The sequence below is a fragment of the Mycolicibacterium agri genome (genome assembly GCF_002553505.1).
GTDB classification, from domain to species: Bacteria; Actinomycetota; Actinomycetes; order Mycobacteriales; family Mycobacteriaceae; genus Mycobacterium; species Mycobacterium agri.
Genome location: NZ_PDCP01000040.1, coordinates 1 through 12,194 on the forward strand (window position 1 = coordinate 1; position 12,194 = coordinate 12,194).

Annotated in this window: 11 protein-coding genes and 1 pseudogene; 7 read left to right on the top strand and 5 right to left on the bottom strand. The window is 68.5% G+C overall.

Features of this window, described 5'->3' with window-relative positions:
- A partial coding sequence (locus CQY20_RS20610; protein WP_234816336.1) for an MmpS family transport accessory protein occupies positions 1 to 406 on the top strand: 406 nt, incomplete at its 5' end.
- On the top strand, positions 406 to 1,110 hold the full coding sequence (locus tag CQY20_RS20615) for a DUF2561 family protein (protein WP_097941943.1): 705 nt from the start codon (positions 406 to 408) through the stop codon (positions 1,108 to 1,110). The genes CQY20_RS20610 and CQY20_RS20615, both read left to right, overlap by 1 nt.
- A 178-nt stretch (positions 1,111 to 1,288) precedes the next feature.
- Here the strand turns inward: CQY20_RS20615 and qcrB are convergent, their stop codons facing one another.
- The 4 genes from qcrB to ctaE are packed head-to-tail and all read right to left on the bottom strand — an operon-like array spanning position 1,289 to position 5,677.
- Positions 1,289 to 2,992, bottom strand: a complete 1,704-nt coding sequence (qcrB, locus tag CQY20_RS20620; RefSeq protein WP_097941944.1) for a cytochrome bc1 complex cytochrome b subunit — start codon at positions 2,990 to 2,992, stop codon at positions 1,289 to 1,291.
- The gene (qcrA, locus tag CQY20_RS20625) at positions 2,989 to 4,203 is read right to left on the bottom strand and encodes a cytochrome bc1 complex Rieske iron-sulfur subunit (RefSeq protein ID WP_097941990.1); all 1,215 of its coding nucleotides are present in this window, start codon (positions 4,201 to 4,203) and stop codon (positions 2,989 to 2,991) included. The genes qcrB and qcrA overlap by 4 nt, the downstream gene beginning before the upstream one ends.
- A 29-nt stretch (positions 4,204 to 4,232) precedes the next feature.
- Complete coding sequence (gene qcrC, locus CQY20_RS20630) at positions 4,233 to 5,039, bottom strand: cytochrome bc1 complex diheme cytochrome c subunit (RefSeq protein ID WP_097941945.1); 807 nt, start codon at positions 5,037 to 5,039, stop codon at positions 4,233 to 4,235.
- Positions 5,040 to 5,065: 26 nt separating this feature from the next.
- Positions 5,066 to 5,677 (bottom strand): aa3-type cytochrome oxidase subunit III, encoded by a 612-nt coding sequence (gene ctaE, locus CQY20_RS20635; RefSeq protein ID WP_097941946.1) that lies wholly within the window; start codon positions 5,675 to 5,677, stop codon positions 5,066 to 5,068.
- Between the two features lie 67 nt (positions 5,678 to 5,744).
- Here ctaE and trpD point away from each other — a divergent pair, with 67 nt between their 5' ends.
- A complete protein-coding gene (gene trpD, locus CQY20_RS35575; RefSeq protein WP_097941947.1) occupies positions 5,745 to 6,806 on the top strand; it encodes an anthranilate phosphoribosyltransferase in 1,062 nt (353 codons plus the stop codon).
- Here the strand turns inward: trpD and CQY20_RS20645 are convergent.
- A pseudogene (locus tag CQY20_RS20645) lies at positions 6,744 to 8,537 on the bottom strand (DEDD exonuclease domain-containing protein); the annotation flags it as partial. The gene trpD and the pseudogene CQY20_RS20645 sit on opposite strands and share 63 nt — an antisense overlap.
- 120 nt (positions 8,538 to 8,657) lie before the next feature.
- On the opposite strand from CQY20_RS20645, the gene CQY20_RS20650 reads away from it, so the two are divergent.
- The 4 genes from CQY20_RS20650 to CQY20_RS20665 all read left to right on the top strand — a co-directional run bounded on the left by CQY20_RS20650 (position 8,658) and on the right by CQY20_RS20665 (position 12,193).
- Positions 8,658 to 8,903, top strand: a complete 246-nt coding sequence (locus CQY20_RS20650) for a hypothetical protein (RefSeq protein WP_097941949.1) — start codon at positions 8,658 to 8,660, stop codon at positions 8,901 to 8,903.
- 190 nt (positions 8,904 to 9,093) lie between these two features.
- Positions 9,094 to 10,239, top strand: coding sequence for a peptidoglycan hydrolase RipC (gene ripC / locus CQY20_RS20655; protein ID WP_371871136.1), 1,146 nt, complete (start codon positions 9,094 to 9,096; stop codon positions 10,237 to 10,239).
- Positions 10,208 to 11,038 (top strand): peptidase, encoded by an 831-nt coding sequence (locus tag CQY20_RS20660; RefSeq protein ID WP_097941951.1) that lies wholly within the window; start codon positions 10,208 to 10,210, stop codon positions 11,036 to 11,038. Before ripC ends, CQY20_RS20660 begins: the two co-directional genes overlap by 32 nt.
- 9 nt (positions 11,039 to 11,047) lie before the next feature.
- The gene (locus CQY20_RS20665) at positions 11,048 to 12,193 is read left to right on the top strand and encodes a glycosyltransferase family 4 protein (protein ID WP_097941952.1); all 1,146 of its coding nucleotides are present in this window, start codon (positions 11,048 to 11,050) and stop codon (positions 12,191 to 12,193) included.
- The last annotated feature ends 1 nt before the right edge of the window (position 12,194 follow it).

Below are 12,194 nucleotides of genomic sequence, written 5' to 3' on the forward strand. Positions count from 1 at the left end.
GACCGTCACGGTGACCGAGCCGCCGCCACCGCCTGCTCCCGCGCCGGCACCGGAGGAGCCGCCGCCACCGCCCCCGCCGGCGGAGGAACCCTCACAGGCGGCGCCGCCTCCCACGACCACGCCCACGCGGTCGGGGCCGCGTCAGGTCACCTACTCGGTGACCGGCACCAAGGCGCCAGGTGACATCATCACCGTCACCTACATCGACGCCTCGGGCCGCAGCCGAACCCAGCGCAACGTCTACATCCCGTGGTCGCTGACGGTGACGCCGATCTCGCAGTCCGAGGTGGGCTCGGTGCAGGCCTCGAGCCTGTTTCTGGTCAGCAGGCTGAACTGCTCCATCACCACCAGCGACGGCACCGTGCTGTCGTCCAATACCGGCAACTCCGCACAGACAAGCTGCTGATGACATACAACACAGGGGTCCGTCCCCAAACCCAGGCCCGCTCGCGGCTCGACCCGACGGCCGAGGGCGCCGAGAACCTGGACCGGATCCTGCTGGCCGTCTGTGCGGTGATCTGGCTGGCCGTGCTGGGGGCCGCGGTGGCCGCCACCGTCGCGCTGGTCGATCTCGGGCGCGGCCATACCGAGTCGTCGACCTCGTCGGGCACGCCGTGGCTGCTCTACGGCGTGATCGTGGTGTCGGCGCTGATCATCATCGGCGCGATTCCGCTGCTGATCCGGGCCCGTCGCGCGGCACTGGAAGAGCCGCAGCCGGCGCCCGGCGGCGCCCGGCCCGCCACGGGCCGTGCCCCGACCGCCACGCGCGCCCCTGAGCCGCCCACACAGAAGCTGCGGGCACCTCAGGCGGCTGGGAGCTCGGCTCGTCCGCGAGGCGCGTACACAGGGCCGTTGCGGGTCAGCACATTTGACGCGGGGCTGCCGCCCGCGGTGGAGCGGATGTGGCTGCGCTGCGCCGTCGTCATCGCCTGCGCTATGGGCCTGGCGCTGTTGGCGATCGGCATCGCCACCTACCTGATGGCCGCAGGCCACGACACCGCCTCGTGGGCGGCCTATGTGGTCGCCGGACTCTTCACGGTCGCGATGCCGGTCATCCCGTTCTTCTATCTGCGCCAGTTGCACGGCCTGCTGGACGCGTCCGGCCCCTAGCGCCCGGTTACCTTGCGCTCGTTTGTGAATGTGGCGACGGCTTCAGCCTGATTTGCGTCGTCAGATTCACAAAGCGGGGGAGTAGGGCGTTGGTGCCCCGGCCGGCAAGCAACGCGACGCACGGCCGACGGCCTCAGGGCCGCCGGCCGGGACCTTGCGGATCAGTGGACCTCGCGGATCAGTGGTGGCCGTTGGTCTCGCCGTCGCGCGAGCCGTTGGAACGGGTCAGCCGCTCCTGGTGTTCGCGCAATGCGGTGAGCGCCTTGCGTTCTCCTGCGTGCTGGGCCTCGATCAGAGCCTCGTGCTGCTCGATCGGGTCGGGCGACAGGAAACTGCCGGTACCCGGCGAGCCGGCGTAACCCAGCTTGTTGAGCCGCTTGGGCACCGGAGCGCCCTGGTACTCCAGCGGCAGCGGGTGGCCGTGCTCGTCGACCGGTCCAAGCGGCTGGTGCAATTCGATGTAGGCACCGTGCGGCAGCCGCTTGATGATGCCGGTCTCGATGCCGTGCTCGAGCACCTCGCGATCGCTGCGCTGCAGGCCGATGGCCCAGCGGTAGGCGATGTAGTAGGCGATCGCAGGGACCACCACCATGCCGATGCGGCCGATCCAGGTCGTCGCGTTCAGCGAGATGTGGAACTTCAAGGCGATGATGTCGTTCATCGCGCTCAACGTCAGCACCATGTAGAACGCGATGGCCATCGCGCCGATTGCGGTGCGCACCGGGGCATCTCGGGGCCGCTGCAACAGGTTGTGGTGCGCGTCGTCACCGGTGAACCGCTTCTCCAGCCACGGCCACAGCGGCAGCAGGATGAACACCAAACCCATGGCAAGCGCGACCCACACGGGGGCGGGGATGGTGTAGTTGCCGATGTAGATCTCCCACGGCGGGAAGATGCGCGCAAGACCCTCTGTCCACATCATGTAGAAGTCGGGCTGGCTGCCTGCTGACACCATGGACGGCTTGTACGGGCCCAATTGCCAGATCGGGTTGATCTGCAGCAGGCCGCCCAAGAGGCCGAGCACCCCGGTCACCATCGCGAAGAACGCACCGGACTTCACGGCGAACACCGGCATGACGCGCACGCCGACGACGTTGGTCTCGGTGCGGCCAGGTCCGGGGAACTGGGTGTGCTTCTGGAACCACACCAGTGCGAGGTGCACGCCGATGAGGGCCAGAATGATGCCCGGGATCAACAGGATGTGCAGCGAGTACATCCGCGGCAGCAGGTAGCCGTCCTGCGAGCATTGGTAACCCACACCGCCGCAAGGGAAGTCACCCCCGAACAGCGCCCAGTGCAGCCAGGTGCCGATGACAGGCATGCCCAGCGTGATCGACGAGAGCGCTGCGCGAAGGCCGATACCTGAGAGCAGGTCGTCGGGCAGCGAGTAGCCGAAGTAGCCCTCGAACATCGCCAGGATCAGCAGCAGTGAGCCGATCACCCAGTTCGTCTCGCGGGGCCGACGGAACGCGCCGGTGAAGAAGATACGAGCCAAGTGCACCATGATCGCCGCGGCGAACAGCAATGCGGCCCAGTGGTGAATCTGGCGCACGAACAGACCGCCGCGTACCTCGAAGCTGATGTCGAGCGCCGAGGCGTAGGCCTTCGACATCTCGACGCCGCGCAACGGCTGATACACACCCTGATAGGTCACCTCGGCCATGGACGGGTCGAAGAACAGGGTGAGGTAGACGCCGGTGATCAGCAGGACGATGAAGCTGTACAAGGCGATTTCGCCGAGCAGGAACGACCAGTGCGTCGGGAACACCTTGTTGAGCTGGCGCCGGACCGCCGCCGACGGGTGATAGCGCGAGTCGATCGCATCGCCCTGGTCGGCCGCTATTTGGGCCATGCTGGGCGGTTTGGGCAGTTTCGGACTCATTTTGTCGTCTTCCGTTCCCAGAATGCCGGTCCAACGGGTTCGATGAAGTCACCGTTGGCGACCAGGTACCCGTCCTGGTCAATGGTGATGGGCAGCTGCGCCAACGCCCGCGCAGCAGGACCGAATACGGGCTTTGCGAAGTGCAACAAGTCGAACTGCGACTGGTGACACGGGCAAAGGATGCGATACGTCTGCTGTTCGTAAAGCGATGCGGGACAACCCAAGTGCGAGCACACCTTGGTGAACGCGTACAGCTCACCGAAATTGAAGCTCTCCTGGCCCTTGCGCTTGACCACTTTGTGGGCATCGCCGGGTTTGATGCGGATGAGCATCACCGGGTTGCGTACGCCCATCGCGATCTCGGTGAGCTTGTGGTGCGACTCGACGGTGGTTCCGTCGCCGTCGGATTCGCGCCACGGGAATACGGTCAGCATGCCGCCCGCGTCGACGTCCTCCGGCCGCACCTTGATGAACGGCGCGTCGCCCACCGAGCCGGTCGCACTGGCAAGGTAGATGGTCTCGCCCGGATAGCGCGGCGTCCACCCCGTCGTCCACAGCACGGCCTTCTTGCCTTCGGCGGTCTGCACGACCGGCTTCCACGGGTTCTTGACGAGACCACCGATGAACGCGACCAGCGTGCCAACGCCGAACGCGCCAAGCCCGATGCCAAGCGACAGGCCGATCAGCTTGCGCCGCTTGAGCGTTGAGCCCTCCAGCGCATCGGTCAGGTTGGCCGCTACGGTCTTGCGGTGAATTTCGGGGGAGCGACCGTCGTGGCGTTCCTGGATGCTGATCTCTTCGGGGATGAACTTCTTCTGGTACAGGACGGCGCCGATGGCGATCGACAGGATCGACAGACCGAACGTCAGCCCGTACAGCGGGGTGGCCAGGTCGTACCACCAGTGCCCCGGGGTCTCCCTGCCCTTGTACTCCCACGGCCAGAAGATGAAGATCACCAGCAGGGCCAGCCCCGAAAGTCCGCCCAGCATCAGCCATCTCGCCACCAGGCGCTCGGCGCGCTTCTCGGCCTTGGTGTCGGCGACAGGCCAGCGATCCGCCTTGTAGACCGTCTCGACGCCGTCGAGCTTGCCGCCGAGTCGCACCAACTCCTCGCGCGACATCGCCGCCAGTTCGGCGTCGGTGGGCTGCCCTGGCACGCCGGTTTGGCCGGCGGCGTCGGTGCCCTTGGGGGTTTCGTGTCCGTTGTCCATCCGCGAACCGTCTCCGGATTCTCGCTCGGTCATGACCGTGTTCCGATCCACAAAGCCGCAGCAATGACGCTGACGATCCCGATGATCCACACCGCCATGCCTTCCGCGGTGGGCCCGAAGCCGCCCAAGCCGTAGCCGCCCGGGTCGGGCGCTTCGGCGGCCATGCGGACGTAGGCGACGATGTCGCGCTTCTCGTCAGGGGTGAGCTGGCGGTCCGAGAACTTCGGCATGTTCTGCGGGCCGGTTTGCATGGCGGCATAGATCTGGGCGGGCTCGGCGTCGGTCAGAGGCGGTGCGTACTTACCCGACGACAGTGCGCCGCCCTTGCCGGTGAAGTTGTGGCACGACGCGCAGTTCAGCCGGAACAGGTCACCGCCGCGGGAGACGTTGTCGCCGAGCAGCGACTCCTGGGAGATCTGGCCGTTCTCGTCGCGGGGCAAGTGCGGGCCGCCGCCGTTGGCCTGCACGTACGCCCCCAGCGCGTCGATCTGCTCCGGGGAGAACTGCGGCGGCTTCTGCGGCGCCTGGGCCTCGCCGCGCATCGCGGGCATGCGGCCGGTGGACACCTGGAAGTAGACGGCGGACTCGCCGACACCGATCAGGCTCGGGCCCCGGTCGGTGACCCCCTGCAGGTTGATGCCGTGGCATGTGACACAGGAAGTGTCGAACAACTGCTTGCCGGTGCGCAGTTGAGCGGACGCCGACTCATCGGCGACAGCCACCTGCGGCGACGGCGTCAGGGTGGCCGCAAGACCACCCGCAACTCCCAGTCCGATCAGCAGCAGCACCGCTGCCGAGAACCGACGACGAAGCCGACGGCGGGACTTGTTGGTCATCGAACCCCTTCTCATCGGCAGGCCAGTCATCGGACGAAGTAGATGGTGGCAAACAGCGCGATCCACACGATGTCGACGAAATGCCAGTAGTACGAGACGACGATCGCCGCGGTGGCCTGTGCGGGTGTGAACTTGCTCATGGTGGTGCGGGCCAGCAGGAAGACGAACGCGACGAGCCCCCCGATGACGTGCAGACCGTGGAACCCGGTGGGCAGGTAGAACACCGACCCGTATGCACTGCTGGAGATGGTGGTGCCGTGCTGGACCAGGTGGACGTACTCGTAGCCCTGGCCGATCACGAAGAACAGGCCCATCAGGAACGTGATGACGTACCAGCGCCGCAACCCGAACACGTCGCCGCGCTCAGCGGCGAACACGCCCATCTGGCAGGTGAACGACGACGCGATCAGCACCAGCGTGACCGGCACGGCCTGCACCAGATTCAGCTCCGTCGGCGGCGGCGGCCACGCACCATCGGCCTGCGACCGGGCGGTGAAGTACATCGCGAACAGCCCAGCAAAGAACATCAACTCACTGGACAGCCAGACGATGGTGCCGACACTGACCATATTGGGCCGGTTCAGCGAATGTACACGCGACGTGATCGCGGTTCCCGAGGTCCCTACTGCGCTCGTCACACCGCAAGTATGACGCTTTGTAGTTGTTGACCTCCACCCGGGTCTGGCAATTCGTCATAATCTCGGGGTGAGCACACCCGACACCGCCACGTCCTGGCAGGCCATTCTGAGCCGTCTGACCACGCTTCAGCCGCTGAAACCGGGCGAGGCGGCCTGGGCGATGGACCAGATCATGACCGGAACGGCCACGCCCGCCCAGATCGCGGCCTTCGGCGTGTCGATGAAGATGAAGCGCCCGACGGCGGCCGAGGTCACCGAACTGGCCAACACGATGCTGGCCTACGCCCGGCTGGTACCCACCGACGACATCGGCAACGACACCGTCGACGTCGTCGGCACCGGCGGAGACGGGGCCAACACCGTCAACCTGTCGACGATGGCCTCCATCGTGGTGGCCGCTGCCGGGGTCCCGGTGGTCAAGCACGGCAACCGGGCCGCATCCTCGCGCAGCGGCGGCGCCGACACGCTGGAGGCGCTGGGTGTGCGCATCGACCTCGAGCCCGAACAGGTCGCCCGCAGCGTCCGCGAGGTCGGCATCGGCTTCTGCTTCGCGGCGCACTTCCACCCGTCGTACAAGTACGCCGGCGCCGCGCGTCGCGAGATCGGCGTGCCGACGGTATTCAATCTGCTTGGGCCGCTGACGAATCCGGGCATGCCGCGGGCGGGCCTGATCGGCTGCGCGTGGGGTGATCTGGCCGAGGTGATGGCGGGCGTGTTCGCCACCAGGCGCTCCAGCGTCCTGGTGGTGCACGGCGACGACGGCCTGGACGAGCTGACCACGACGACGACCAGCACCATCTGGCGCGTGCAGGCGGGCACCGTGGAGAGGGTGTCGTTCGACCCGGCCGGCTTCGGCTTCCCGCGCGCAGAGCTGTCCCAACTGGTGGGCGGCGACGCGGAGACCAACGCCAGAGAGGCTCGCGAAGTCCTAGCCGGCGCCAAGGGCCCTATTCGCGACGCGGTGATCCTGAACGCCGCGGGCGCGATGGTGGCGCACGCCGGGCTAACCAGCGGCACTGAATGGTTCGCGGCGTGGGAGTCGGCGCTGGACCGCGCGGTCCGAGCGATCGACTCCGGGGCGGCCGAAAAGTTGCTCGCGCGTTGGGTGCGGTTCACTCAGGAGGTCTGACGAGTCGAGGGCTTGCTCGGCGGCCAGCCGCGCCGAACGCGCCGCAGCCGCCCAGCCGGCGTAGCGGCCCGCCGACCCGAGCGGCGAGGCCCACCCCGGATCGGCCCGCACGATGCGCACGCCGGGCTGGCCGAGCCAGCGCATCACCAGCGCCACCTCCTCGACGAGCGCACCGCCCAACGGAGCGGGGACGGGCAGAACCGATTGCGCCGCAGCGGTTATCGCGTCGACCACCGGCATCGGAGGTACGCCGCGGCGTGCCACGCCTGCCGCGGCCAGCTGCCCGTGCCGGATCACCGCGAGATGCCAGCCGCCGTAGCCGTCGGGGCGCGCGGCGACGAGTTCGGTGACCGCCGCCAGCGCCCGCAACCGCTGACCGCGCCACAGCACAGAGATGGCGGCGGCGGCGTGGTCGCGCAGCCGCGCGGCGGTTTCGTAGCGGTTGCGCTCGGCCAGCTCGGCGATTCGGGACAGCACCGCCGACAGCGCGGTGTTGTCCACACCGTCGATCAGTGCCGTCGCCCGCCGCGGAGCATCGGCGTAGTCGGCGGCCGTCAGGTCGCGCGGCGCGGGGCACGGCGACAGCTCGCGTTCCGGGCAGGCAGGGCCGTGGCGTGCCGAGCGTGCGATGCGCGCCGTGCAGGTGCGCACCCCGGTGAAACGCGCCAACAGGTCGGCGGTCTCGACGGCGTCGGCGCGTGAGCGGAATGGCCCGACAGCGCTGTCACCCTTGGGATTTCGCACGATCGAGAACCGCGGGAACGCTTCGTCGGTCAACACGATCCACCACCAGCGCTGCGGGAACTTCGAGCGGCGGTTGTACGGCGGCGCGTGCGCCGCAAGCAGCCGCAGCTCGCGAACGCCTGCCTCCAGGTCGTGCGCGCATTCGACGTGGTCCACCGCGCTTGTGAGGGCGACCATCTCCTTGATGCGCGGCCGCGAGTCGCTGCCGTTGAAGTACTGGTTGACGCGGCGGCGCAGATCCACCGCGGTACCGACATAGAGCACCTCGTTGGCAGGCCCGCGGAACAGGTAAACACCGGGCCGGTGCGGCACATTCGCGGCCAGGGCGCGCTTGCGTCGCTGCTCGGGTGTCACGTCGGGCAGGTAGGAGCGCAGATCGGTGTAGGTGTGCACACCCTGGTTGCCGACGCGCTCGATCAACCCGTGCAACACGTCGACGGTGGCGCGCGCATCGTCGAGCGCGCGGTGTGTCGGTGTGGTGCTGGCGCCGAACAGCCGCGCCAGCGCCGAGAGCCGCACGCTGGGTGCTTCGTCGCGGGTCAGCACGCGGCGGGCCAGCCGCACTGTGCACAGCACCGGTGGGCGTGGCCACACGATCTGGCAGCGTTCCGCGGCGGCGCGCAGGAAGCCGATGTCGAAACCCGCGTTGTGCGCGACGAGCACGGCGCCGCGGGCGAATTCGAGGAACATCGGCAACACCGCCTCGATCTTCGGGGCGTCGCGCACCATGGCCGAGGTGATGCCGGTGAGCTCGACGATCTGCGGCGGAATGCTGCGGCCGGGGTCGACCAACGTGGCCAGCTCGCCGAGAACCGTTCCGCCGCGCACCTTAACCGCGCCGATTTCGGTGATCGCGTCGACGTTGGCGGCCGTGGCGTCGCCTTTGGCCCGGCCCCCGGTGGTCTCCAGGTCCACCACGACGAACGTCGTCTCCCGAAGCGAGAGGTCAGCGAGTGGATCGACGTCGGCGAAGCTGAGCTGACCCATGCGGAAAAAGTAGGCACTGACACCGACAGCAAGGGGTAGCCACGCTCGCCGCGAAGGAAAAGTCGAGTTGTCGGTGGTGCCCGATACCGTGCGGCTAACACCGATCGGAAGGACGGTCAGATGGACGAAAGGCGAACGCCTGATGCCCAGGCGCCGGAGGCCGGGACGGTCACCATCGATTGCGACGACTGCGCGGTTCGCGGACCCGGCTGCAATGACTGCGTGGTGAGTGTTTTGCTCGGCGTGCCGGAGACGCTGTTAGAAGATGAACGCGCGGCGTTGGAAGTGCTGGCCGAGGCCGGCCTGGCGCCGCGGTTGCGGCTGGTTCCGATTCACCGGCAAGGGGGATCGGGGGTGGTCGCTTGATGATCGGGTCCGCCGACACCGGCAGTGCGTGGGCGACACGCCATCGCATCAGGGGCGGGATCGAAAAACTCTGAGAGCCTGTTAAATTTGCGTCTCTCGTTTGGACAAGGCTGATGCCGTTTCGTAACCTGTCTGAGACCTAAGACAAGTTCGGGGCGGCCCGCCAACGGCAGTTTGAGGACGCAAAACCTTGACGCTCAAGCGTATGCAGCGGATAACGCGTGGAATTCGGCGACCCGTCCTATATGCGCTCCTAAGTCTCACAGTCTTCGCGGCAATGCTTGCCGGCAATGTGCAGGCTGATCCTGCCGACGACGCGCTGGCAAAGCTGACGGAATTGTCGCGGCAGGCCGAACGCACCACCGAAGCGATGCATTCGGCGCAGATCGACCTCGACAACAAGCTGGCCGCGCAGCGCGACGCCGAGGCCAAGCATGCCGCCGACCTCGCCGCTTACGAGAAGGCCAAGAACGAGTTGGCAACGTTCCAGGCCGCGGTCGACAAATTTGCTGCGGCGCAATACATGGGCGGCAAGACCAGCGGCATGGACGCCATGCTGACCGCCGACTCGCCGCAGCGGCTGATCGACAAGCTCTCGGTGCAGCGGGTCATGGCCATCGAGATGCGCGAGCAGATGCAGAATTACCGCCGTCTGAGCGAGCAGGCCGCCAAGGCCGAGCAGGCGTCGGCGAAATCTGCCGCCGAGGCAAAGACCGCGGCCGAGCAAGCCGCCGCCGTGCGGGCAGACCTGCAATCCAAGCAAAGCCAACTGCAGGTGCAGATCGCCGTCGTCAAGGCGCAGTACGAGGCGCTGAGTCCGGCGCAACGGGAGGCGCTGGCCGCCGCCCCGCCTCCGCCGCCCCCTGCCGCGGCAGCACCTGCGCCACCTGCCCCTGAGGATCCGGCGATCGTGGCCGCCCCGCCGCAGGGCATCCCGCCCGGCGACGTCGCCCCGCCTGAGGCCGCGCTGCCCGGAGGCGGCGGCGGCAGCAGCCAGGGCATGGTCGCGGTGCAGGCCGCACTGACCCGCGTCGGGTCGCCGTACTCCTGGGGCGCGGCGGGCCCGAACGCCTTCGACTGCTCGGGCCTGGTGATGTGGGCCTTCCAACAGGCGGGCATCTCGCTGCCGCACTCCAGCCAGGCGCTCGCCCGGGGCGGCCAGCCGGTCGACATCGGGGACATGCAGCCCGGAGACGTCGTCAACTACTACTCCGACGCGTCGCACTCGGCGATCTACATCGGCGACGGGATGATGGTGCACGCGTCCACCTACGGCACGCCGGTGCGCGTGGCCCCGGTGGACAATGCCCCGATCTACAACGTCCGCCGCTACTAGACGTCCGCTGCTGGGCCTGCTGCTGATCGCCGAGTTGATCGCGGCGGCCCTCCTCGTCGGTCGCGTCGACGCGACCCCTACCGCTGCGCAGACCCCGACGGCTCAGGCGCCACCGTCTGCCGCGTCGACGTCGGTCGCGGTGGCCGACGGCCGCACCGTGGAGTTGGTCAGCCTCGGCGGCGCGCACACGGACCCGCTGCTGCACCGGATCGACGGCGAAATGGATGGCGCCGTCGCCGCCGTCACAGCGTTCTGGGGGCCGGACTGGTCGCGTGACATCGTCGTCGTGGCCGCCGCATCCGACGAACAGTTCCGCGCGTTGGCAGGCGGCGGCACCGACATCGCCGCCGCGACCACCGACCAGCGGATCATCTTCGCGCCGGGCGCCGCCGCGATGAGCCCGTCGGCATTGCGAATTGTGTTGCGCCACGAGCTTTTTCACTATGCAGCGCGGCCGGATACCGCGCCGGACGCACCGCGGTGGCTGACCGAAGGCGTCGCCGACTTCGTCGCAAGGCCCCCGACGCCACGCCCCGATCCGCAGCGGGCCGCCGAGTTGGCGAGGCTGCCGACCGACGCCGACCTCGACACCGCAGGACCCACACGCACGCTGGCCTACGACAGGGCCTGGTGGTTTGCCCGATTCGTCGCCGACCGATACGGCACGCCCACCCTGCGTGCGCTGTATGAACGAGCCTGCGGCCGCGGCCATCCCGATGTTCAGACCGCCGTGACCGAGACGCTGGGCGCCGGACTTGACCAGGTGCTGGCCGACTGGCGGCGATGGCTGACCGGATAGCCTGACGCGATGCCCCGGGTTCTGCTGGTTACCAACGACTTTCCGCCGCGACGCGGCGGCATCCAGTCGTACCTGCATGAACTCGTCACGCACCTGGTGGCATCCGGCGAGGACTACACGCTGACGGTTTACGCGCCGAAGTGGAAGGGCTGCGAGGAGTTCGACAAACAAGCGGAGGCCACCGGCTACCGCGTGGTGCGCCATCCGACCACGCTGATGCTGCCGAGCCCCGGCGTCGATGACCGGATGCGGCGTCTGATCGCCGAGGGCGACGTCGAGACGGTCTGGTTCGGCGCGGCGGCGCCGCTGGCGCTGCTGGCGTCGCGGGCGCGGGGTGCCGGCGCACATCGACTCGTCGCCAGCACACACGGCCACGAAGTCGGGTGGTCGATGCTGCCGGTGGCGCGCAGCGCGTTGCGCCGCATCGGCGACACCACCGACGTCGTGACCTACGTCAGCCGCTACACCAGGCGCCGGTTCGCGTCGGCGTTCGGCCCGAACGCCGCGCTGGAGCACGTGCCGCCAGGAGTCGACACCGACCGGTTCGCACCGGATCCGGCCGCCCGCGCCGAACTGCGCAAGCGCTACGGGCTGGGGGAGCGCCCCGTGGTGGTCTGCCTGTCGCGGCTGGTGCCGCGCAAGGGACAGGACATGTTGATCCGCGCGCTACCCGCGATCCGGCAGCGCGTCGACGGCGCCGCGCTGGCGATCGTCGGCGGTGGACCGTACGCGTCGTCGCTGCACCGGCTGACACGCGACACCGGCGTCAGCGAGCACGTCGTCTTCACCGGCGCAGTGCCCGCCGCGGAACTGCCCGCCCACCACGCCATGGCCGACGTGTTCGCGATGCCGTGCCGCACCCGGGGGGCCGGCCTGGACGTCGAAGGCCTCGGCATCGTCTACCTCGAGGCGTCCTCGACCGGTGTGCCGGTGGTGGCGGGCCGATCGGGCGGGGCCCCCGAAACCGTGCAGGACGGTGTCACGGGCCGTGTCGTCAACGGCTGGGACGTCGGCGAAATCGCCTCTGCGGTAGGCGAACTGCTCGCCGATCCGGCGCGTGCCGCCGAGATGGGCGCGGCGGGAAGGCGCTGGGCGATCGACAACTGGCAGTGGCACACCCAGGCCGAGCGGATGCACCGCCAGTTGACCAACTAGC